Here is a 23,067-nt window from a genome sequence, read left to right on the forward strand (position 1 = left end):
CGTGGCGTGCCGCGAAGTGGGGTGTCGCCCGGTGAGGCCGGCGCGCGACAGCGGGCCGCCGCAGCAAGCCGCTACAGCAGGCCCAGTTGCCGGGCGATGGCCACCGCCTGCGTGCGGTTGCTGGCGCGCAGCTTGGCGCTGATGTTGCGCAGATGCGTGCGCACCGTGGTTTCCGAGACGAACAGGCGCTCGGCCATCGCCACGTTGGAGAAGCCCTCGGCCAGCAGCTGCAGCACCTTGTGCTCCTTCGGCGTGAGCGGCTCGAGGATGTCGCCGCGCGCCGGCCGGCCGGCAGCGCCGGTCTCGGGCGCGCCGCCGCAGGCGCGCAGCAGCCGCTCCAGGTAGGCCGCCGGCAGCGCGCCGCCCGGGCGCGCGGCGGTCTCCGCCGCCAGGCGGCGGGCCTGGGCGCCTTCGTCGGCGAAGATGCGCACGAAACCCTCGGCCGCGCCGAAGCGCAGCGCCTCGGCCATGACCTGCTGGGCCTGCGCGGCCTCGCCGGCGCGCTGGCAGGCCAGCGCCAGCAGGATGCGCAGCTTGAGCGCGCGCCGCATCAGTTGCGCCTGCCCGGCCGCGGCCAGCTCCGCGGCAATGGCCGCGCGCGTCGCCGCGGCGGGCTCGGCGAAGGCGGCCAGGCGCAGGCGGCCCACGGCCACGTCCTCGACGTCGTTGGCGAAGGAACTGACGGTGCCGGCGCCGGGACGGCTGCGCCACAGCGCCGGGTCGGCGGCATGCTGGATCGCCTCGCCGGCGGCGTGGCCGTTGCCTTGCAGCAGGGCGATGCGCGCGCGCTCGAGCATGGCGCCCTGCACCAGGCGCGGCAGGCCGCGGTGGTGGCCGAGGTGCTCCAGCGCGGCCAGCCATTCGTGGGCGCCGTCGACGTCGCCGCGCTCGCAGGCGATGCGCGCCAGCACGACATGGCCGCTGATGATCTGGTCCGGCAGGCCCAGGTCGCGCGCCAGCGGCACGTAGACGTTGAGCAGGCGCTCGGCGCGCTCGCGCTCGTCGGTCTCGTAGAGCGCGTCGGCCAGCAGGATGCAGGCCATCGCGTTGCCGTTGGTGGGGCCGTAGCGGTTGGGCAGCATGGTGCTGGCGGCGATGCGAAAGCGCGCCAGCGCCTGCTGCAGGCGCCCCTGGCGCAGGTCGATCAGCCCCTCCACCGACTCGGAGAAGATCTTGTTGAAGTTGCTGTCCGGGCGGCGCACCACCTGGCGCGCCAGCCCCAGCAGGCGCCTCGCCTCGCGGTAGTCGCCAGTGACTGCGGCCATGCGCGCCATCGAGGTGGCGAGGATGGAGTCCGGAAACGGATAGCCCATCGGCAGCGGCAGCGGGTCGTCGCGGCTGGCCGCGCGCGCGTCCTCGAAGCGGTCCATCATGTTGAGCAGCATATGGCGCAGCGCGCGCAGGTGGGCGCGCAGGTCGCCCTCGGCGCCGTCCAGCGGGATGGTCTGCAGCAGCGCGATGGCATCGGCCGGGCCGCGCGTGAAGGACAGCGCCCACACGTGGGCGATCTGCAGCTTGGGCCAGGCCGCCATCTCCGCCGGCGGCACCGCGTCCAGCCAGCGCGTGAGCAGGCGCATGCGGCCCTGCGCCAGCAGGTCGTCCACGCTCGCGGCCAGCAGCGGCAGCGCGTGCGCCACCGCGCCGGCGGCCAGCGCGTGCTCGATGGCGGGCACGGGCCGGCCCTGCGCCTCGTACCAGCGCGAGGCGGCCATCTGCAGCGCCGGCACCTCGGCCGGCATGGCCTGCTGGAGCTGCGCGCGCAGGAAGCTGGAGAACAGGCTGTGATAGCGATACCAGCGCGCGCCGGCATGGGCCGCGCCGTCCGCGCCGCCGTGGCGCTCACCGTGGCGCTCGCCATCGAGCGGCATCAGGAACAGGTTGGCGCGCTCCAGCCAGGCCAGGATCTCCTCGCTGTCGGTGGCGCCGCGCACGGCATCGCACAGCGGCCCGCCAAGCTGGTCGAGGATGGAGGTGCGCAGCAGGAAGACGCGCACGGCCTCGGGCAGGTGCAGGTAGACGTCCTCGACCAGGTAGTCGGCGATGGCCGCGTCGGAGCCCGAGAAGCCGGCGATGAAGGCATCCGGCTGGCCGCGCCGCTCCAGCGCCACCGAGGCCAGCCACAGCGCGGTGGCCCAGCCCTCGGTGCGCCGGTGCAGCGTGGACACCGCCGCCGGCTGCAGCGACAGCCCGCGCGCGCCGCGCAGGAAGGCCTCGGTCTCCTCGGCGGTGAAGCGCAGTTGCGCGGGCTCGATCTCCAGCAGCTCGCCGCGCGCGCGCAGCCGCGCCAGGCCGGACTCGGGCACCCAGCGCGTGCCGATCACCAGGCGGCCGCCCGGCGGCAGGTGCTCCACCACCTGCCACACCAGCCCCGCCACGGCAGCGTTCTGCACCGCCTCGAAGTCATCCAGGAACAGCGTGAAAGGCCGGTCGTGCGCGGCCATGCGGTCGATCAGCGCCAGCGCGTGCTCGCCCGGCGAGCGCGGCGCGGCCGGCGCCCCGGCCGGTGCCTCGCCGCGCTTGCGCAGCACCTGCGCGAAGGCCGCCTCGAGCGAGCCGAGAAAGCGCGTGGCGTCGTTGTCGGCGCGGTCCAGCGTCAGCCACGCGGTGGCGACGCCGTCGGCATCGAGCCGCGCCCGGCACTGCAGCATGGCGGTGGTCTTGCCGAAGCCGGCCGGCGCGCGCACCAGCACCAGCTTGACGAAGCCGGCCGCGCACACCGCGTCGCAGATCATGCGCCGCTCCACCTGGAACGGCGTCAGCATGGGCGGGCGCAGCTTCGCCACCAGTGTGGCGGCACGGGCCGCGCCTTGCCGCCCCGCGCTGGTCTCCTCGATTGTGGCCATTCGCCGTGTCATCCTGTTGGCGGCGGCATCCGCGCAGGCGGACGCCGCGCGATCCGCTCCGGCTTATGGTTGCCGGCTGCCGGCGCCGCATGCGCCGTGGATCGAACGGCTGATTATGGCGTAAACGCGGGCAAGGCCCATGCGTGCCGACGCGCGCGCTCCTCTCTCTCGCTTGCGGGAAAGGGGGTGCATCCCGGCGGCTTCGTTCATCGCCCCGGGTTTTCTCCCCTCTCCCGCTTGCGGGAGAGGGGTTGGGGGAGAGGGCGGGGGCCTGCGAATGCTGGCGTGCCGGAAAAAACCATCGGCTTCGTTTCCGGCCGCTACGCTGGACAACACCGTTGGCTCCGCTTGCACCGCTACACCAGCTTGTTCTCCCGCCCCGCCCAATAACGCTCGCGCAGCAGGCGCTTGAGCAGCTTGCCGGTAGGCAGGCGCGGCAGTTCATGGGCGAAGTCCACCGAGCGCGGGCACTTGATGCCCGACAGGTGGTCCCGGCAGAAAGCCATCAGTTCCTCGGCCAGCGCCGGGCCGGCCAGGCGCATGTCGAGCGGCTGCACCACCGCCTTGACCTCCTCGCCGAAATCCTCGTTGGGCACGCCGATCACGGCCACGTCCATCACCTTGGGATGGGTCATCAGCAGGTTCTCCGCTTCCTGCGGGTAGATGTTGACGCCGCCGGAGATGATCATGTTGGCCTTGCGGTCGGTCAGGTAGAGATAGCCTTCCTCGTCCACGTAGCCGATGTCGCCAAGCGTGGTCCAGTCGTCGTGCTGCGGGTGGCGCGACTGCGCGGTCTTGCCGGGGTCGTTGTGATAGACGAACCGGCGCCCGCCGGCGAAGTAGATGGTGCCGGGCTGGCCCGGCGGCAGCAGCGCGCCGCTGTCGTCGCAGATGCGCAGCTCGCCGAGCGAGGCGCGGCCCACGGTGCCCTTGTGGGCGATCCAGTCGGGCGAGCCGACCGCGGTGGAGCCGTTGCCTTCGGTGCCGGCGTAGTACTCCCAGATGATGGGTCCCCACCAGTCGATCATCTGTTCCTTGACCGCGACCGGGCACGGCGCGGCGGCATGCACGGCGAAGCGCAGCGACGAGACGTCGTGGGCGCGGCGCACCGCCTCGGGCAGCTTGAGCAGGCGCGAGAACATGGTTGGCACCACCTGCGTGTGGGTGATGCGGTGCCGGGCCACCAGCGCGAGGAACGCCTCCGCGTCGAAATGCGTCATCACCACCGAGGTGCCGCCGATCTGCTGCACGGCCATGTTGTAGCGCAGCGGCGCGGCGTGATAGAGCGGCGCGGGCGAGAGGTAGCGCATGTCGGGGCCGAAGCCGTAGAGCGACTGGCACACCGGCACCAGCGAGCCCGGCGCGTCGATCGGCTGGCCGGCCGGCGGCGTGAACACGCCCTTGGGGCGGCCGGTGGTGCCGGACGAGTACAGCATGTCGGTGCCGGCGCATTCGTCGTCGATGCGCCAGCCGGGATATTGCGCCAGCGTGGTCTCGTAGGCGGCGAAGCCGGGCGCGGCGCCGTCCATCATCAGGCGCGCGCCGAGCGCCGGGGCCCGCGCCGCCACGCCCTGCGCCACCTCGGCCTGCGCGCGCGAGCTGACCAGCAGGCGCGCGCCGCTGTCGTTGACGATGTAGGCCGCGTCCTCGACGTTGAGCCGGGTGCTGATGCACACGTAGACCAGGCCGGAGCGCTGCGCGCCCCAGCACAGCTCGAACAGGCGCGCGTGGTTCTCCAGCAGGAAGGCGACCCGGTCGCCGGGCCGCAGGCCGTGGTCGCGGAACAGCCGCGCCACCTGGTTGGAGCGCTCGTCGAGCTCGCGGTAGGTGAGCACGGCGCCGCCGCTCATGATGACGGCCGGCTTGTCCGGCGAGCGCTGCGCGTGGACGTACGGATGCATGGCTTGTCCCTCCTGGCTGTCGTGACGGCCGGCCCGGCGCGGCGGGACCGCGCGGCACGGCATGGCTGCGCCATTGTCGGGACAGGCGCGCCGCGCGGGCATCGTCGGAAGCGACGAACCGGCGCAGAACCAGCAGCAGACCAGGGATGAACAAACCGGCGGCGAACGCGGTGGTGCGGTGCGACAAGACAGGCCGCCGCGAGTGGCGGCCAGCGCCGTTCAGTGCAGCACGGTGCCCGGCGGCAGGTGCGTGGCGGCGGCGGGCGCCGGCCGATCTTCGCAGTCGGTGCAGCCGGCGCATTCGGCGAACGGCGCGGCGGGCTGGCCGCCCTCCACCTCGGCGCCGGCCTCCAGCGCGTCGATCACCGCGGCCCGGATCGATTCGGCCTTGATCAGCAGGCGCAGGGCGATATCGGCGCCGCGGCTGGCCGCCACGCGCGCGACGAAGGCGCGCCGCGCGCGCTCGTCCAGCGTGGCGACGTGGGCCGCTTCGCACAGCACGTGCCAGGCGGCGGGCTGGCCGTCGAACTGCTGGCGGCGGCGCAGCAGGGTGGCGTCGATGGCGGCGGCGATGTCCGCGTCCCGGACGATGTGGTTGCGCATGCTGCTCTCCTCAATGGGCCGGCCGGTGGCCCTGGCCGGTTCTGCCCCGCAGGGCCGGGAAGCGGGCGCCGCGCTCGCGCGCGGCGTGGATCGCTTCGGCCTTGCTGCTGACCTGCAGGCGCTGGTACAGCAGCGCCACGTGGCTCTTGACGGTAGTCACCGAGATGTCGAGCAGCCGCCCCACCGTCTTGAGCGGATAGCCGCGCGACAACAACACCAGCACTTCGTACTGCCGCGGCGTGAGGTGCAGCATGCGCGCCTCGCGCAGCCGCGCCTCGCGCAAGCCCGGGCGCAGCGCCGCGGTGGCGGATGGTTCCGGCCGGGCCGCCGGCGGCCCGGGCACGCCCGCCAGCATCTGGCTCACGGCCGCCTCCACCGCGGCCGGCGTGGCCGTGCGCGCGAGCCAGCCGCACATGCCCCAGTCCTGCGTCGGCGGCGGCGCCTGCCGCGGCAGCGCGCCGTCGCCGAGCAGCAGCAGGCGCTGCGCCGAGACCGCCGCGCGCGCGGTCCTGAGCAGCGCATGCGCGCGCTCCGGGTCCGGCGGCATGCCCAGCACCACCAGCGCGATGTCGTCGAGCCGCCGGGGCAGCAGCGCGAGCTCCGCCGGCTCGACGCAGATCACCTCGCCCAGCGCCGCGACGTTGCCGAGCGTGCGCTGCAGGCCCAGCCGCAGCAGCGGGTTGTCTTCCATCAGCAAGGCGGTCATGCCGCCCCGGTCATTGCCGCTCATCATGGTTTCCGCTTTCATCTGCTTCCGTTGAAAGCAGCGGGCCATTCCGGTTGAACCGATATTTGCGGCGGCGCTGCCGGAAGCTGATTCTGCAAGCGGTGTGCCAACGGCCGGCCCATGCGCGGGCGCGCCGCGGCGCGCGCGCGGGATGGCCGGCGCGCGGCCACGGGCAAGGCATTGCGGGGATGGGGGAGATCCGGCGCGCGGCGCCGGCATGGGCGCCACGGGCCGGCCGGCACGCGCGCGGCGTTACGCGTTACGTAACGTGTTCCGCCGATGCCGGGTCAGCGCGGCGCGAAATGGGAGCGGTACGTCACTCCCGCCGCCGCCGGCTTCAGTTGACGCGGCGGCTGTAGCCTTCCCAGTAGGGCTCGCGCAGCTTGCGGCGCAGCAGCTTGCCGGACGGATTGCGCGGCAGCGCGTCGACGAACTCGATGCTCTTGGGCACCTTGAAGCCGGCCAGCCGCTCGCGCGCCCACGCCACGATGCTGTCGCGCTCGGGCGCCGCGCCCGCGCGCGGCACGACGATGGCCTTGACCGCCTCGCCCCATTTCTCGTCGGGCACGCCGATCACGGCCACGTCGGCCACCTGCGGGTGGCCGTAGATGGCGCTTTCCACCTCGGCCGGATAGACGTTCTCGCCGCCGCTGATGATCATGTCCTTGACCCGGTCGTGGATGTAGACGTAGCCGTCGGCGTCGAGATAACCGGCGTCGCCGGTGCGCAGCCAGCCGTCGGCGTCGATGGTGCGCGCGGTCTCGTCGGGCTGCTTCCAGTAGCCGGCCATGTTCTGCGGCGAGCGGATCATCAGCTCGCCCACCTCGCCGGGCGGCAGGCGGCGGCCTTCCCAGTCCACCACCGCCACTTCCACGCCGGGCAGCGGCTTGCCGGCGGCGCGCATGCGCGGCACGTCGTCGGTGGTGTGGTCCTCGGGCGGCAGCGCCACCACGGTGCCGGTGGTCTCGGTCATGCCGTACTGCTGCGCGAAGCCGCAGCCGAACACTGCGATGCCTTCGCGCAGCAGCGCGGCGGGGATCGGCGCGGCGCCGTACAGCAGCGTCTTGAGGCGCGTGTAGTCGACGCTGCGCGCGCGCGGGTCGCGCAGCACGAACTGCATCGCGGCGGGCACCAGGAACAGCTTGCTGATGCGCTCGCGCTCGAAGAAATCGAGCACCGCGGCGGGATCGAACTCGCGCGCCACCACGCCGCGCGCGCCCGCGAGCAGGTTGCGCAGGCCCCAGCCGGAGCCGCCGATGTGCGCCACCGGCATCGCCACCAGCGAGACGTCGTCGTCGGTCCAGCATGACCACGCGAGGCCGGCGCGCTCGCTGGCCTCGGTGCCGTAGGTGAGATTGCGGTGGGTCAGCATGGCGCCCTTGGGACGGCCCGTGGTGCCCGAGGTATAGAGCTGCAGCACCACGTCGTGCGCGGCGGGCCGATGCGCCACCGGCACGGGTGCGTGCGCGTCTCGCCAGTCCGGGTAGGCCGGCCAGCCGGGCTCGCCGCCTTCCATCGCGATCACGCCGCGCACCAGCGGCAGCGACGGCAGCAGCTGGCGCATCATCGGCGCCGACTCCGGCCCCACGAACAGCAGCACGGCATCGGCGTGGCCGACGATGTATTCCACCTCGGGCGGCGCCAGGCGCCAGCTTGCCGGCGCCATCACCGCGCCGGCCTTGGCCGCGCCGAGCAGCAGCTCGAAGTAGTGGTCGCTGTTCTTGCCGACGTAGCCGATGCGCTCGCCCGGGCCGACGCCGGCCGCGATCAGCGCCTGCGCCACGCTGTCGGTGTGGCGCTCGAACTCGGCGTAGGTGGTCAGCCGGCCTTCGAACGCATAGGCCACCGCGTCCGGCCGCCGCCGCGCGAAATGGCGCACGGCGTGCGGCAGGGTGCTCAGATGACTGAAGTCCATCGGCGTCTCCTTCTCCCGGTCTTGCCGGGCGCGCGCGCCGTTGCCGCCAGCGGCGCGCGCTTCCGGTTTTTTTCTCGTGGCGCGCGGCCGCTCAGCGCGGCGCCATGCGGATGGCGCCGTCAAGCCGGACCGACTCGCCGTTGAAATAGCTGTTGCGGCACATCTCCAGCGCCAGCGAGGCGAATTCCGCGGGCTGGCCGAGCCGCTTGGGGAACGGCACCGAGGCGGCCAGCGCGGCCTTGACGTGCTCCTGCGCGCCTTGCAGCAGCGGCGTGTTGAAGATGCCGGGCAGGATGGTGTTGACGCGGATGCCTTCGCCGGCCAGGTCGCGCGCGATGGGCAGCGTCATGCCGACCACGCCGGCCTTCGACGCGGAATACGCGGCCTGCCCCATCTGGCCGTCCTGCGCCGCCACCGAGGCGGTGTTGATGATGACGCCGCGGTCGCCGTCGCGCGCGTCGAGCGTGAGCATGCCGGCGGCCGAGCGCGCCAGGCAGCGGAACGAGCCGATCAGGTTGATCTGGATGATGCGCTCGAACGCGTCGGACGGAAAAAACCGGATCTGGTCCGGCGCTTCCTTGGCGCGCGAGGCGGTCTTGATGGCGTTGCCGGTGCCGGCGCAGTTGACCAGGATGCGCTCCTGCCCGAGCGCGGCGCGCGCCCTGGCGAAGCCGGCTTCGACCTCGGACTCCGAGGTCACGTTGACCTGGCAGAACACGCCGCCCAGCTCGCGTGCGAGCGCCTCGCCCTTTTCCGCGTTGAGGTCGAACAGCGCCACGCGCACGCCCTGCGCGGCCAGCGCGCGCGCGGTCGCCTCGCCCAGGCCCGAAGCGCCGCCCGTGATCACTGCCGTTACCGATGCATCGAGTTCCATCTCGTCTCCACGTTGTCTGCTGTCCTGCGAAGGGCTTGCGCGGCGGCGCGCAAGCGTCGGCCCGGCGAGCGGCGATGCGGCCCGCGCGGCGTGGTATGGAGATTCGGGGATGACGGCATCGCACGCATCGTCGGAAGCGACGAATGCGCGGATGCGTAGATGCGTAGATGCGTGGTGCGCGCCTCGCGGCGGCGTCAGTCGCGCCTGGTGGCGAGGTGGTAGAGCGCGAGCAGGATGACGGCACCGAGCACGGCGCCGACGAAGCCCGCCGACTGGCCCGGCCGGTACCAGCCGAGCGCCTGGCCGAGGAGGGTCGCGGCAAGCGAGCCGACGATGCCGAGCACGGCGGTCAGGATGAAGCCGCGCGGCCCGCGCCCGGGCGTGAGGATGCGCGCCGCCAGCCCGGCGAGAAAGCCGATCAGGACGACCCAGATCAGATGCATGGCCCCGGCTCCCGCGGCGTCAGCCGCATGCCTTGCCGTGGTCGGCGTGGAAGCCTTGCGCGGTGGCCTGCGACTCGCTCATGTAGGCGCCGTTCTTGGTCTTGCCGTACCAGCGCGAGCCGGCGCAGTGATAGGTCTTGGAGCTCTTGTTGACCCAGACCTGACCGGCCGCGCCGGCCGGAGCGGCGGCGGGCGCGGCGGCAGCGGGCGGCGCCGGCCTGGCCGCGGCGGGCGCGGGCGCGGGTGCGGGCGAAGGCGCAGGCGCGGCGACCGGCGCGGGCGCTGCCGCCACCGGCGCGCTGGCGGCAGCCGGGCCGTGCCATTCCTTCACGCCGCCGTGGCCGGCGCAGGCGCCCTTCTTGGTGGCGCCGAAATAATTGCTGCCGTCCTTGCACACGCCGGTGGGCGCCTGCCCGGCCGGCGCCTGCGCGCGCGCCAGCAGCGGCACGGAAACGCAGAAGGCGGCGGCCAGCAGCATGGGCAGGCCCAGGCGCATGAGCAGCGCTTGCCGCGCTGCGCGGGCGGGAACGGCGACGGCGGACTTCCTGGCTTTCGTGGCGGACATGACGGGCTCCTGCGATGACAATGCCATTGGGAACAGCGGAAACGACGGCGAAACGACAGCGAAGCGGACAGCGAAGCGGCGACTGCACGGAAGACGGCACGCGGCCATAACCCGGCGCATGATCCGTCGCATGGTCCGGCGCATGGCCCGGCCATGCGCGATACCCCACTCAACGGCCCGCGCGGCACTTGCGTTGACGCCGGCCCGGTGTGACGCCGGCGGCCCAGGCGGCAAGGCATGCCGGCGGGGCAATGCGCTACAGTGTCAGCCATGTCCGCCGCTCCCCCAACGCCGCTCGTCCTTCCCGCGCCTCGGCGCGCTTTCATGCGCTTTCACGCCATGGCGATGAAGTTCCCGAACCGATTGTCGATCCCCCTCGCGGCACGGCTGCTGGCGGCGCTGTGGCTGGCGCTGGCGTGCGCCTGGCCGCTGCCGGCGGCGGGCGCGGCAAACCCGGCGCTGGCCGCGCTGGCGGCGGCCGTGGCGACCCCCGCGGCGCCGGCGTCCCAGCCCGCGGCCAGCGAGCCGCTCGCGCAGTCGCTCGACCAGGTCATCACCACGCTGCAGAGCGACAAGGACCGCACGGCGCTGGTCGAGCAGTTGCAGGTGCTGCGCCAGGGCGTGGCGCCGGCCAGCGCGGCCTCGGCGCCGCAGCCGGGCCTGCTGGGCGCGCTGGCCGAGGTGGTCGACCATCTCGACGACAAGCTGCGCAAGGACCGGGGCCCCTGGCACTACTGGCGCTGGCGCGCCGGCTTCGCCGACGAGGAATGGCGGACGGCGCTGACCGTGGGCGGCAGCCGGCCGGCCTCGCGGTCGCTGGGGGAATTCGCCACCGTGCTGGCCGCGTGGTTTGTGGCCGGCTGGCTGCTGTGGGAGCTCGGCAAGCGCGTGCGCCACCGGCTCGCGCAGCACACCCCGCGCGCCGAGCTGCCGGCGGTGCCGTCGTGGATCGACGTGGCGCTGTACATGCTGCGCCGGGTGATACCGTGGGCGCTGGCCTTCGGCCTGGCCATGCTGCTGTCCATCAGCGTCTTCAAGCGCTCGCCGGCCAGCGTGGCCGGCATGGTGCTCGCCTATTCGGTGGTGGCCGGCGCGGTGCTGGGCGCGGTGTGCCAGGTCATCTTCGCGCTGTTCAGTTCGGCCCACCGCGCGCACGCGGTGCGCGACCTGCTGCGGCATTCGCGCGGCCTGCTGTTCGCCACCGGCGCGCTCGCCGCGCTGGGCGACGTGGCCAACGACGCGCGCGTGGTCGGCGCGCTCGGCACCAACCTGTCGGCGCTGGTCTCCACCGTGGCCAACATCGCCGCGGCGCTGCTGATCGGCTGCTTCGCGCTGCGCTTCCGGCGCCAGGTCGGGCAGATCATCGCCAACCGGCCGCTGGCCTTCCGCCAGGCGCACCCGACGGTGATGGACCTGCTGCGCGTGGTGGGCGCGACCTGGCACCTGCCGGTGCTGGCGGTGGTGCTGGCCTCGGTGGCGGGCACCATCATGGCCACCGGCAACGCCGACGTATTCCTGCGCCGCACCGTGGCCTCGGTCGCGCTGTTCGTGGCGGCGCTGCTGCTGACGCTGGTGAGCGGGCGCTCGCCCAAGGCCTCGCGGCGCGCGCCGCGCCTGCGCGACCGCCAGCGCTCGGCCTACATCGCGCGCTTCTGGCGCTTTGCCACCGCGGTGGTGCGGGTGCTGATCTGGGTGGCGTACTTCGAGCTCGGCAGCCGCATCTGGGGCACCTCGCTGCTGGCGATCGCGGAGTCGTCGCCGCTGGGCCGGCGCATCGGCGAGGCGGTTTTCAGCGTGACCGCCACGGTGCTGCTGGCGTGGCTGCTGTGGCTGATCATCGATACCGCCATCACGCAGACGCTGGCGCCGGCGCACGGCCGCGGCGCGCAGCCGAGCCTGCGCGCCAAGACCATCCTGCCGCTGGTGCGCAACGCGCTGTTCGTGACGCTGCTGGTGCTCACGCTGATCGTGGTGCTGGCCAACCTCGGCGTCAACGTGACGCCGCTGCTGGCCGGCGCCGGCGTGGTCGGCCTGGCGATCGGCTTCGGCGCGCAGAGCCTGGTGCAGGACCTGATCACCGGCCTGTTCATCGTGATCGAGGACTCCATCGCCATCGGCGACTCGGTGGAGTTGCCCGACCACGCCGGCACGGTGGAGGCCATGACCATCCGCACCGTCAAGCTGCGCGACGGCAAGGGCGCGCTGCACACGCTGCCGTACAGCCAGATCAAGGCCATCAAGAACCTGTCGCGCGGCTACGCCTACGCGGTGTTCAGCATCGGCGTGGCCTACGGCAGCGATCTCGACCGCGCGCTGGAGCTGATCCGCGAGACCGGCAACGAGATTGCGCGCGATTTCCGCCATGCGCGCAACCTGCTGTCCGGGCTCGACGTGCTCGGCCTGGACCGCTTCGATCCGAACGGCTCGGTGGTGCTGGCGCAGTTCAAGACGCGGCCGCTGATGCAGGCCGACATCACGCGCGCGTTCAACCTGCGCCTCAAACGCAAGTTCGACCAGAACGGCATCAGCATGGCGACGCAGCGCGTGACGGTGCAGGTCGAAGGCGGCGCGCCGGCGGACGGCGCCGGGGCCGCGCAGGCCGGCGCGGCAGGGGCGGCAGGGGCGGCGGGCGTGGTGGCGGGGGCAGCGGAAGCGGCGGGCGCGCCCGGGCCGGGCTGAAGCGCGCCGGCGCGGGCACGCAGAAACGGGTACGCATGGCCCCGGCCGGCGGTGCCGATGTTCGCCCGGGGATACATTTCAGCGCTGAAAATCCACGCCGCGCATCGGGAAACAACAGTCGCCGTTTGCGAAGTCATGCACCGATGCGCATAATGCCGCAACGCGGTAACGCGGGGCTGCCCAGCCTTCGCCCGGGACGAAAACCCCGCGGCGAAACGGGCTGCACCCGTCCGGGCAACCCGCATTGCACCGGAGCCGGCCAGCACGAGCCAGCCCTGCCGGAGAACCAAAAATAAAGCGCCAGGACGCATCCGTCGCATTGGCAATAGCCACCGGGGAGAACAACATGGGAGAACAGCCGTCGGCGGATGAGGATTTCCACCGCCTGATCGATTCGATCTACGAGTCCGCGCTCGACGTCACGGCCATGCCGGCGGCGCTCGGCCTGTTCTCGCGCTATACCGGCACCGAAAGCCCGCACTACCTGGTCTGGGACAAGCTTGCCGGGCAGGCGCGCCTCGGCGTGACCCCGCACGGCTGCTTCTCGGCGCAGGGCGCCTACGTGCCCGAGCCGCTGCGCGTGCTGGCCAGCCGGCCCGCGCGCGCGCTCGCGGACGCGCATGCCTGCGGCGCGCAGGGCGCGTCGTGCTACGTGCCCGCCCACGGCGCCGACCTCGAGCGCGGCGTGCGGCTGCTCGACACCAGCGAGGTGTGCGTGCTGATGGGCGGCGCCGGCGCCGGCCCGCGCCCGGACGGACGCTTCGACAGCGCCGACGGCGCCGCGCGCCGCCGCAGCCGCCTCGCGCGGGTGCTGCCGCACTGGGCGCGCGCGGCGCGCATGCAGCAGCGCAACATGGAGCTCAGCGGCCTGGCCGCGCTCGGGCTGGCCGGGCTCGACACGCTCGACTTCGGCGTGATGGTGCTGCAGGCCGACATGCGCGTGCGCTACGCCAACGTCTGGGCCGAGGCGCTGGTGCAGGCCGACAGCCACCTGGCGCTGGACAACGGCGTGTTCCACGCGCGCGAGCCGGCGCTGCACGCCACGCTGGGCAGGCTGCTCGAGCGCGCCATGCAGCCCCACGGCGGCGGGCCGGCGGCGGGCTCGTGGATGCACATCACCTCGGGCGGCCAGCCGGTGCCCATCATCGTGCTGCCGCTGGTCTCGCGCCAGCCGGTGGAAGGGCCGTGGCAACTGCCGTTCGCGATGGTGCTGATGGGCAATTCCGAGTCGCGCTCGGTGCTCGACAGCGCGGTGCTGACCTCGCTGTTCGGCCTGTCGCGCAAGGAGAGCCTGGTCGCCATCCGGCTGGCCGCCGGCGCGACCCTCAACGAGATCGCCGAGCGCGAGTTCGTCTCGCCCCACACCGTGCGCGTGCACATCCGCGACATCCTGCGCAAGACCGGCACGCATCGCCAGAGCGAACTGGTGCGGCTGCTGCACCTGCTGCCGGGCGTGGCGCTGGAGCGGGTCGTGCGGCAGTCCTAGGCTGCCGCGCCCGCCCCTGCGCCCATTCCTGTCCCGGTTCCGGTTCCTGTCCCCGCCCCCGCCGTCTCCCGCGCCACCGCCATCAGCCGCTGCACCTGGCGGTCGTCGCTGTCGGCCGGCGTGGCCAGCGCGATGCCGATGCGCGCGGCCGGGCGCGGGCTGCTCAGGCGCAGGAAGCGCACGCGGCGGTTGACGTAGCGCGCCGCCACGCTGGGCACCAGGGCCACGCCCAGCCCGCTTTCCACCAGGCTGATGATGGTCTGCACCTGCACCGCCTCCTGCGTCACGCGCGGCACGAAGCCGGCCTGCTGGCACAGCAGCATGGCGATGGCCTGCAGGTTGGGCACGTCCGCGCTCGGATGCATGATGAAGGGCTCGCCGGCCAGCGCCTTGAGGGCGATGGCGTCGTGCTGCGCGAAGCGGCTGTCGGCCGGCACCGCGGCGACGAACTCATCGGTCTCCAGCGGCATCAGCGCGTAGCCGCCCGCGTTCAGGATCGGGAAGCGCACCAGCCCGGCGTCGAGCTGGTGGCGCTCGAGCCGGTCCAGGATCGACGCCGAGGTGGACTCGTGCAGGATCAGCTCGATGCCGGGATGGGCCGCGCGGAAGGCGGGAATCAGCCGGGGCAGCAGCGCGTAGGTGGCCGAGCCGACGAAGCCCACGCGCAGCGCGCCGCGCTCGCCGTGGGCCGCGGCCACCGCCGCGGCGCGCGCCTGCGCGGCATGGAACAGCGCGCGGCGCGCGTCGTGCAGCGCGGCCTCGCCGGCCTGCGTGAGGCGCACGCCGCGCGAGGTGCGCACGAACAGCGGCGTGCCGAGCGAATCCTCCAGCTTGCGGATCGAGATCGACAGGGGCGGCTGCGCCATGTGCAGGCGCTCGGCCGCGCGGTGGAAGTTGCCGGTCTCGGCGAGGGCAACGAACTGCTGTAGCTGGCGGAGATCCACGTTGATATGTTCTGAATATCGGATACTAAAAATCTAATATTAGACGCAAAGGCCCCGCTGATCTACTCTGTGCCATCCGCTGCCGGCCCGCCCCGGCGGCGCGAATACAAGAACAGAACAAGACAGATCAGGAGACCGCCCAGCATGTTGCCCCTTTCAGGCGTGCGCGTGATCGACCTTTCCACGGTCGTGATGGGCCCCTACGCCAGCCAGTGGCTGGCCGACCTCGGGGCCGAAGTGATCAAGGTGGAGCCGCCCGAGGGCGACTCCACGCGGCGCACGGGGCCGGCCGCCGAGGACGGCATGTCGGCCATCTTCCTCGGCGTCAACCGCAGCAAGAAGAGCGTGGCGCTCAACCTCAAGCAGCCCGCCGCGCAGGCCGCGCTGGAGCGGCTGCTGGCCGGCGCCGACGTGCTGGTGCACAGCATGCGCCCGCAGAAGCTGGCCGGGCTGGGGCTGGACCCCGCCGCCGTGATGGCGCGCCATCCGCGCCTGGTCTACGTGAGCCTGCTCGGCTTCGCCGAGGACGGCCCCTACGGCGGCCGCCCGGCCTACGACGACATCATCCAGGGCCTGTCCGGCAATGCCGCGCTGATGGCCGCGCAGACCGGCACCATGCGCTATTTCCCCACCATCGCCGCCGACAAGACCAGCGGGCTGGTGGCGGCGCTGTCGATCGCGGCGGCGCTGGCCGGGCGCGAGCGCAACGGCGGCAAGGGCGCGCTGGTGGAAGTGCCGATGTTCGAGTCGATGGCGGCCTTCAACCTGGTCGAGCACCTGTACGGCCAGCAGTTCGAGCCGCCGCGCGGCCCGACCGGCTACCCGCGCGTGCTGGCGCCGCTGCGCCGGCCCTACCAGACCGCCAACGGCCACGTCTGCATGATGCCGTACACCGATGCGCACTGGCGCGACTTCTTCCGCGCCGCCGGCCGCCCGGACCTGGCGGCGGACGCGCGCTTCGACGGCATCGCCGCGCGCACGCGGCATATCGAGACGCTCTACGAGCTGACCGGCGAGATCGTGCGCGCGCGCACCACCGAGGACTGGCTGGCGCTGTGCGAGACGCTGCAGATCCCGGTGGCGCGCGTCAACGAGCTGGCCGACCTCGTCGACGACCCGCACCTGCGCGCCACCGGCTTCTTCGCCACGCTGGACGACCCGGTCATGGGCACGCTGCGCTTTGCCGGCGCGCCGGTGCGCTTCGACGGCGAGCGCGCGCGGCCGGCCATGCCGCCGCGCCTGGGCGAGCATACGCGCGGCCTGCTGGCCGAGGCGGGCCTCGACGACGCGCAGATCGACGCGCTCGCGCAGGCCGGCGCGGCCTACTGCGCGCCGGGCACCGGGACGTGAATGCCGTGGCGCGCCCCGGCGCCGGACCCGCGGCGCCGCCCGGACGGCGCCCGCCTGCTTTCCACACCAGCCACTTCTAACATTAGGCATGCCGGCCACACGCGCCGGCCATCACCAGGAGACGCCGTGCCGCATACCCAACTCCCCCGCCTGGGCCAGGGCTTTTACTGGCAGGACATCAAGGAAGGCCAGGCCTTCCAGACCTTCCGCCGCACCTTGACGGAGACCGACCTGGTCAACTTCGTCTCGGTCACGGGCATGCTGGAGGCCATCTTCATCGAGAAAGGCTACGAGGGCGGCGCCATCCAGGGCCGCCCCGTGCCGGCCGCGCTGACCTACACGCTGATCGAAGGCTTCATCCTGCAGACCATGATCCAGGGCACCGGGCTGGCCATGCTCGAGCTCACGCAGAAGATCCTGGCGCCGGTGGTGGTGGGCGACACGATCTGGGCCACCGTCACCGTGGACGGCATCCGCCCCACCTCGCGCAACGGCCGCGCGGTGGTGGACTCGACCATCGAGGTATTCAACCAGCGCAACGAGCGCGTCATGACCTATACCGCCCGGCGCCTGCTGGCCGGGCGGTAGCGGCCGCACCGGAGGAGACAGATGAAATCACAACAACAAGACCACAAGACCCACCACCACAAGCGCCGCAACCGGCTGGCGCGCCTGGCGCTGCCGCTGGCGTCCGCGCTGCTGGCGCTCGGCATGGCCGCCGGCGCGACAAGCGCGGCAAACGCGGCCGGGGCGGCGGACGGCTATCCCGCGCACCCGGTCAGGCTGGTGGTGCCGTTCCCGCCGGGCGGGCCGACCGACCTGGTGTCGCGCGTGATCGCCCGCAAGATGTCGGAGGAGCTCGGCCAGCAGGTGCTGGTGGACAACCGCCCCGGCGCCAACGGCAACATCGCCGCCGAGCTGGTGGCCAAGTCGCCGGCGGACGGCTACACGGTGCTGTACAACACCTCGTCGATCGCGCTGAGCCCGGCGCTGTACAAGAAGCTGTCCTACGACGTGAAGCGCGACTTCGCGCCGGTGGCGATGACGGCGATGGTGCCGCTGGTGCTGGAGGTCAACGCGCAGGTGCCGGCGGCCAGCCTCGACGAGTTCATCCGCTACCTCAAGGCCAACCCGGGCAAGCTGACCTACGGCTCGGCCGGCAACGGCAACGTCACGCACCTGGCGGCCTTCCTGTTCCTGCAGGCCAACGGGCTGTCGGCGGTGCACGCGCCGTACAAGGGCAGCGCGCCGGCGCTGACCGACCTCGCCGGCGGCCAGGTGCAGTTCATGACCGACACCATCAATTCCTCGCTGCCGTTCATCCGCGACAAGCGCATGAAGGCGCTGGCCGTCACCAGCATGTCGCGCAGCTCGCAGTTGCCGGACGTGCCGACCGTGGCCGAGACCGTCATGCCCGGCTTCGAGGTGGGCGCGTGGCAAGGCATGCTGGTGCCGGCCAAGACCCCGTCCGAGGTGATCCACAAGCTCAACGCCGCCGCGCAGAAGGCGCTGGCCGCGCCCGACGTGCGCGCCAGCCTGGCGGCGCAGGGCGCCGAGCCGCGCGGCAGCAGCGCGGACGCCTACGGCCGCTACCTGGCGCAGGAGATCCAGCGCTGGCAGAAGGTGGTGAAGGACTCCGGCGTGACGCTCGACTGAGCGCGGCGCCGCCTTCGCGCATCCACGGAGACCGACCTTGACTTCCCTGATCGATACCTTTGAGCTCACCGCCCTGCCCCCCGGGGCGGCGGCTTTCCGGCGCGAGGTGCAAGCGTTCCTGGCCGAGTACCTGCCGCCGCTGCCGCCCGAGCGGCGGGCACGCTCGTGGATGGGCTTCGACGCCGGCTTCAGCCGCGCGCTGGCGCGGCGCGGCTGGGTCGGCATCACCTTGCCGGCGCAGTACGGCGGCGCCGGGCTCGATCCGTTCTCGCGCTTCGTGCTGGTGGAGGAACTGCTGGCCTGCGGCGCGCCGGTGTCGGCGCACTGGATCGCCGACCGCCAGAGCGGGCCGCTGATCCTGCGCTACGGCAGCGACGCGCAGAAAGCCTTCTACCTGCCGCGCATCTGCCGCGGCGAGGCCTTCTTCTGCATCGGCATGAGCGAGCCCAATTCCGGCTCGGACCTGGCCAGCGTGGCCACGCGCGCGGTGCCGCAGCCCGACGGCGGCTGGCGCCTGAACGGGCGCAAGATCTGGACCACCAACGCCGACCGCTGCCACTACATGCTGGCGCTGGTGCGCACCTCCGGCGCCGCCGAGGACCGCCAGCGCGGCCTGTCGCAGGTGATCGTGGACCTGTCCGCGCCGGGCGTGACGGTGCGCCCGATCCACGACCTCGCCGGCGACGCGCATTTCTCCGAGGTCAGCTTCGAGGACGTGCTGCTGCCGGCCGACGCGCTGGTGGGCAAGGAAGGCAGCGGCTGGGAACAGGTCAACGCCGAGCTGGCCTTCGAGCGCAGCGGGCCGGAGCGCCTGTACTCCAGCGTGGTGCTGCTCGACGCCTGGATCGCCGCGCTGCGGCGCGCGCCGGCGGCGCGGCGCGACACCGCCACCATCGGCCGGCTGGCCGCGCGGCTGGCGGTGCTGCGCACCATGTCGCTGGCGGTCACGGCGCGGCTGGCCGCGGGCGAGAGCCCGGTGGTGGAAGCCGCGCTGGTCAAGGACCTCGGCACCGAATTCGAGCAGTCCATCCCCGCGCTGGCGGAGGCCGCGCTGGGCGACGACGCCCACCTCGCCGCCGACGGCGCGCTGTACCGCACCCTGGCCTACGTCAGCCAGGTGGCGCCGTCCTATTCGCTGCGCGGCGGCACGCGCGAGATCCTGCGCGGCATGATCGCGCGCGGCCTCGGCCTGCGCTGACACGGAGCCCTCCATGCACAACGCTTATTCCGACGCGCTCGACACCCTGCTGCGCGACTGCTGCACGCCCGCCGTGGTGCGCGCCGTGGAGCACGGCGGCGATCCCCTGCCGCTGTGGCAGGCCCTGCGGGACAGCGGCTTCGCCGACTGTCTGCTGCCCGAGGAAGCCGGCGGCGCCGGCCTGCCGCTGGCCGAGCTGGCGCCGGTGCTGTTCGCGCTCGGCCGCCATGCGCTGCCGCTGCCGCTGGGCCAGACCATGTTCGCGCGCGCGCTGCTGCACGCCGCCGGCCACGCCGTGCCGGCCGAGCCGGTCGCGCTGGCCGCCTTCGACGACGGCGCCGAAACCGCGCTGGCCGCCGGCGGCGCGCACGCGGCGTGGTTCCTGGTGCAGGACGGCACGCGCTGCGTGCTGCTGCCGCGCGCGCAGGCGCGCGTGTCCGCCACCGGCGTGCCGGCCGACCTGACCGTCGCGCTGGCGCGCCCGGCGCCGGACGGCCCCGGCGCGTTCGCGCTGCCGGCCGGCGCGCTGCGCGAGATCGGCGCCTGCGTGCACGCCGCGCAGATGGCCGGCGCCATGTCCCGGGTGTTCGAGCTCACGCTGCAATACGCCAACGACCGCCAGCAGTTCGGCCGCGCCATCGGCAAGTTCCAGGCGATCCAGCACCAGATCAGCGTGATGGCCGAGCACGTCGCCGCCGCGCGCATGGCCGCGCAGCTGGCCTGCGCCGGCGGCGGCCGCTTCAACGCCTGGCAGCCGGACCCGCTGCGCGCGGCTATCGGCAAGCTCAACGCCAGCGAGGCGGTCACGCCGGTGACGGCCATCGCGCACGCGGTGCACGGCGCCATCGGCATCACCGCGGAATACGACCTGCAGCTCTACACGCGCCGCCTGCATGCGTGGCGGCTGGCGGACGGCTCCGAGACCTACTGGGGGCGCGTGGTGGGCGAAGCCGTCTGCGCCGGGCCCGCCGACGGCGCGGTCGCGCTGGCGCGGCGCTGGAGCGGGGAGGCGGCTTAGTGGCTTAGTGGCGTAGCGACGCGCCAGCCCACGCCCGGACCGCGCGGTCCGGGCGTGGGCTGGCGTGCGAATCAGCTTTCCTCCTACACGCGCGTGGGATTCGAGGCGATTTTGCAGGCCTCCGGACGATGAAAGGATGGGCTGGCGGCATATCATTGGCGTATTCACCACCGCGCTGATTGCCGCCTGGCGCCGGCGCCGCCGTTGCGGCCCATCCACGGATTCGGTGTCTCCCGCTGGCCGGGATACGGAGGCTGATGTGTCGACATTTCGAGCAACGCCCGCGCGTGCCGCGGCATGGCGGCGAACCCTCCTGCTGCTCCTCCTGCTGCTGGCGCTGGCCGTCCTGGCAGCCGGCGCGCGGGCGCAGACGCCTTCGCCCGCGCCCGAGTGGCAGTACTCGGCCGGCATCCCGCTGGAGAAGATGTTCGAGCCCGAGATACCGGAATGGGCGGTGCGCGTCGGCGCGGCGGCCATCTACCGGCCGCGCTACGACGGCGCCTCCAGCTACCACGTGCTCGCGGGCGCCACGCTCGACGTGCGCTACCGCGACCTGTTCTTCGCCTCCACCGGCGAGGGCATCGGCATCAACGCGGTCAGCACGCCGCACCTGCGCGCCGGCCTGGCCATCACCTACAATCTCGGGCGGCGCGAGGCCGACGACCACGCCCACCTGCACGGCATGGGCAACATCAACTTCGCGCCCGAGGCCAAGCTGTTCGTCGACTACGTGGTCTCGAAGGAATTCCCGCTGGTGATCCGCGCCAACGCGCGGCGCGCGCTGGGCGGGTCCGACGGCTGGATCGGCGATCTCGGCGCCTACCTGCCGCTGCCGGGCAGTTCGGAGCACTTCTACTGGTTCGCCGGGCCCAGCGTGAGCTTCGCGGATTCGCGCTACATGGACACGTGGTTCGGCGTGAGCGCGGCGCAGTCGGCGCGCTCGGGCTTCGCGCAGCACCATGTCGGCGCCGGCATCAAGTCCTACGGCGCGGGGCTGAGCGCGATGTGGTTCCTGCACAAGCACTGGTTCATCACCGCCGACGCGAGCATCTCGCAACTGGTCGGCGCCGCCGCCGACAGCCCGGTCGTGCAGCGGCCCACCACGTTCTCGGCGGACCTGTCGGTCAATTACCAGTTCTGACCATCCGTCCCGAGCGCCGCCACCATCTCAAACCGCTTTAGACGTTGTTTCAACATGAAGCGAAGCGGTCCTGGCTAGGCGCGCAGCCGCAGACAGTACAAGTAGTACTTGCCGTGCCGCGCAACGACGCCAGGATCTTTTTGAAACGACTTCTCAGGCCGCCTTGCGGTGCCGGCGCTCCGGCTTGCACTCGAACTTGGATTCGCGCCGGCCGTCTTCGTAGGCCACCTCCAGCCGCACCGTGAAGCCCCACAGCCGCGTGACGTGGCGGATCACCTCGTCGAAGTTCTGCGCCAGCGGGCGGCGCTCGTTCTGGAGGTGCCGCAAGGTCAGCGAGCGGTCGCCGCCGACGTCCACGTTGGTGATCTGGATGTTGGGCTCCATGTTCGACAGGTCGTACTGGTTGGCCAGCAGCTGCCGGATGTTGCGGTAGCCCTCGTCGTCGTGGATCGCGGTCACGCGCAGCTTGCCTTCGCGGTCATCGTCGAGCACCGAGAACAGCTTGAGCTCGCGGATCACGCGCGGCGACAGGAACTGCAGCAGGAAGCTCTCGTCCTTGAAGTTGCGCATGGCGAAGTCGAGCGTCTTGCGCCAGTCGCTGCCGGCGAATTCGGGCGCCCAGCGGTAGTCTTCCTCGGTCGGGTTCTCGCACATGCGGCGCAGGTCCTGGAACATCAGGAACCCGACCGTGTACGGGTTCAGGCCGCTGTAGTACGGGCTGTTGTACGGCGGCTGGTAGATCACGTTGGTGTGCGCCTGCAGCAGCTCCATCATGAAGGCGTCGTTGACCAGGCCTTCCTCGTAGAGCTGGTGCAGGATGGTGTAGTGCCAGAACGTGGCCCAGCCTTCGTTCATGACCTTGGTCTGGCGCTGCGGATAGAAGTACTGCGCGATCTTGCGCACGATGCGCACGATCTCGCGCTGCCACGGCGCGAGCTTGGGCGCGTTCTTCTCGATGAAGTACAGCAGGTTTTCCTGCGGCTCGGGCGGGAAGGCCGATTCGCGCTCGAACCCCTCGTCGTCCTCGAGCGCGTGGGCGCGGTGCTTGGGCAGCGTGCGCCACAGGTCGTTGACCTGCATCTGGAGGTAGTTCTCGCGCTCGGTCTGGCGCGCCTGCTCCTCGGCGATGGAGAGCTTCTTGGGCCGCTTGTAGCGGTCCACGCCGTAGTTCTGCAAGGCGTGGCAGGAGTCGAGCAGCAGCTCCACTTCCTGCTCGCCATAGCGCTGCTCGCATTCGGCCACGTAGTTCTTGGCGAACAGCAGGTAGTCGATGATGGCGTCCGCGTTGGTCCAGGTGCGGAACAGGTAGTTGCCCTTGAAGAAGGAGTTGTGGCCGTAGCAGGCGTGCGCGATGGTCAGCGCCTGCATGGGCATGGTGTTCTCCTCCATCAGGTAGGCGATGCAGGGGTTCGAGTTGATGACGATCTCGTAGGCCAGCCCCATGTGGCCGCGCTGGTAGCTGCGCTCCGAGGCCAGGAAGTGCTTGCCGTAGGACCAGTGGTTGTAGCCTACCGGCAGCCCGGACGATGCGTAGGCATCGAGCATCTGCTCGGCGGTGATGATCTCGATCTGGTTGGGATAGGTGTCGAGGCCGAAGTCGCCGGCAATGCGGGCGATTTCGCGGTCATAGCGGTTGATCAGCTCGAAGGTCCACTCCGAGCCGGTGGAGAGATAAGCCATTTACGACCCCCGTTGCGGGTGAAACGAAAACCTGCCTGTCGGCT

At 72.1% G+C, this 23,067-nt stretch carries 18 protein-coding genes; 8 read left to right on the forward strand and 10 right to left on the reverse strand.

Translation table 11 applies throughout. The annotated features are described in order from the left end of the window. Window positions 1-71 precede the first annotated feature (71 nt). From ACWTPI_RS32845 to ACWTPI_RS32880, 8 genes are all read right to left on the reverse strand, one after another. On the reverse strand, window positions 72-2,843 hold the full coding sequence (locus tag ACWTPI_RS32845) for a LuxR C-terminal-related transcriptional regulator (RefSeq protein WP_454733856.1): 2,772 nt from the start codon (window positions 2,841-2,843) through the stop codon (window positions 72-74). Between the two features lie 356 nt (window positions 2,844-3,199). Beyond that, window positions 3,200-4,744, reverse strand: a complete 1,545-nt coding sequence (locus ACWTPI_RS32850) for an AMP-binding protein (protein WP_454733857.1) — start codon at window positions 4,742-4,744, stop codon at window positions 3,200-3,202. A gap of 219 nt (window positions 4,745-4,963) precedes the next feature. After that, the gene (locus ACWTPI_RS32855) at window positions 4,964-5,347 is read right to left on the reverse strand and encodes a DUF7696 family protein (RefSeq protein WP_020205377.1); all 384 of its coding nucleotides are present in this window, start codon (window positions 5,345-5,347) and stop codon (window positions 4,964-4,966) included. Window positions 5,348-5,357: 10 nt separating this feature from the next. Continuing rightward, a complete protein-coding gene (locus tag ACWTPI_RS32860) occupies window positions 5,358-6,095 on the reverse strand; it encodes a response regulator transcription factor (RefSeq protein WP_454733858.1) in 738 nt (245 codons plus the stop codon). Between the two features lie 316 nt (window positions 6,096-6,411). Then, window positions 6,412-7,989 carry a fatty acid--CoA ligase gene (locus tag ACWTPI_RS32865; protein WP_454733859.1) on the reverse strand — a complete coding sequence of 526 codons (1,578 nt, stop codon included), beginning with the start codon at window positions 7,987-7,989 and terminating at the stop codon, window positions 6,412-6,414. Window positions 7,990-8,080: 91 nt separating this feature from the next. After that, entirely contained in the window at window positions 8,081-8,863 is a 783-nt protein-coding gene (locus tag ACWTPI_RS32870) for an SDR family NAD(P)-dependent oxidoreductase (protein WP_020423919.1), read from the reverse strand. Between the two features lie 194 nt (window positions 8,864-9,057). Then, on the reverse strand, window positions 9,058-9,306 hold the full coding sequence (locus ACWTPI_RS32875; RefSeq protein WP_020205373.1) for a GlsB/YeaQ/YmgE family stress response membrane protein: 249 nt from the start codon (window positions 9,304-9,306) through the stop codon (window positions 9,058-9,060). A 19-nt stretch (window positions 9,307-9,325) separates the two neighbouring features. Continuing rightward, window positions 9,326-9,802 (reverse strand): hypothetical protein, encoded by a 477-nt coding sequence (locus tag ACWTPI_RS32880; protein ID WP_454734059.1) that lies wholly within the window; start codon window positions 9,800-9,802, stop codon window positions 9,326-9,328. A gap of 393 nt (window positions 9,803-10,195) precedes the next feature. Here ACWTPI_RS32880 and ACWTPI_RS32885 point away from each other — a divergent pair, with 393 nt between their 5' ends. Together ACWTPI_RS32885 and ACWTPI_RS32890 are read left to right on the forward strand one after the other, a co-directional pair. Further along, a complete protein-coding gene (locus ACWTPI_RS32885) occupies window positions 10,196-12,550 on the forward strand; it encodes a mechanosensitive ion channel family protein (protein WP_370552890.1) in 2,355 nt (784 codons plus the stop codon). 346 nt (window positions 12,551-12,896) lie between these two features. Further along, entirely contained in the window at window positions 12,897-14,036 is a 1,140-nt protein-coding gene (locus tag ACWTPI_RS32890) for a helix-turn-helix transcriptional regulator (protein WP_020205996.1), read from the forward strand. Here the strand turns inward: ACWTPI_RS32890 and ACWTPI_RS32895 are convergent. Next, entirely contained in the window at window positions 14,033-14,980 is a 948-nt protein-coding gene (locus ACWTPI_RS32895) for a LysR family transcriptional regulator (protein WP_454733860.1), read from the reverse strand. The genes ACWTPI_RS32890 and ACWTPI_RS32895 overlap by 4 nt on opposite strands. 144 nt (window positions 14,981-15,124) lie before the next feature. On the opposite strand from ACWTPI_RS32895, the gene ACWTPI_RS32900 reads away from it, so the two are divergent. The 6 genes from ACWTPI_RS32900 to ACWTPI_RS32925 all read left to right on the forward strand — a co-directional run bounded on the left by ACWTPI_RS32900 (window position 15,125) and on the right by ACWTPI_RS32925 (window position 21,343). Continuing rightward, on the forward strand, window positions 15,125-16,330 hold the full coding sequence (locus ACWTPI_RS32900; protein WP_059416079.1) for a CaiB/BaiF CoA transferase family protein: 1,206 nt from the start codon (window positions 15,125-15,127) through the stop codon (window positions 16,328-16,330). Window positions 16,331-16,456: 126 nt separating this feature from the next. Continuing rightward, window positions 16,457-16,918, forward strand: a complete 462-nt coding sequence (locus tag ACWTPI_RS32905) for a MaoC family dehydratase (RefSeq protein ID WP_059416084.1) — start codon at window positions 16,457-16,459, stop codon at window positions 16,916-16,918. Window positions 16,919-16,939: 21 nt separating this feature from the next. Beyond that, complete coding sequence (locus ACWTPI_RS32910) at window positions 16,940-17,986, forward strand: tripartite tricarboxylate transporter substrate binding protein (RefSeq protein WP_454733861.1); 1,047 nt, start codon at window positions 16,940-16,942, stop codon at window positions 17,984-17,986. Window positions 17,987-18,023: 37 nt separating this feature from the next. Next, complete coding sequence (locus ACWTPI_RS32915; RefSeq protein ID WP_020205991.1) at window positions 18,024-19,184, forward strand: acyl-CoA dehydrogenase family protein; 1,161 nt, start codon at window positions 18,024-18,026, stop codon at window positions 19,182-19,184. A 13-nt stretch (window positions 19,185-19,197) separates the two neighbouring features. Further along, window positions 19,198-20,202, forward strand: a complete 1,005-nt coding sequence (locus ACWTPI_RS32920) for an acyl-CoA dehydrogenase family protein (RefSeq protein ID WP_454733862.1) — start codon at window positions 19,198-19,200, stop codon at window positions 20,200-20,202. A 259-nt stretch (window positions 20,203-20,461) separates the two neighbouring features. Next, window positions 20,462-21,343 carry a MipA/OmpV family protein gene (locus ACWTPI_RS32925; RefSeq protein WP_454733863.1) on the forward strand — a complete coding sequence of 294 codons (882 nt, stop codon included), beginning with the start codon at window positions 20,462-20,464 and terminating at the stop codon, window positions 21,341-21,343. Window positions 21,344-21,496: 153 nt separating this feature from the next. Here the strand turns inward: ACWTPI_RS32925 and ACWTPI_RS32930 are convergent, their stop codons facing one another. Continuing rightward, the gene (locus ACWTPI_RS32930) at window positions 21,497-23,023 is read right to left on the reverse strand and encodes a SpoVR family protein (RefSeq protein ID WP_020205988.1); all 1,527 of its coding nucleotides are present in this window, start codon (window positions 23,021-23,023) and stop codon (window positions 21,497-21,499) included. Window positions 23,024-23,067: the final 44 nt, after the last annotated feature.

The organism is Cupriavidus ulmosensis (assembly GCF_977008105.1).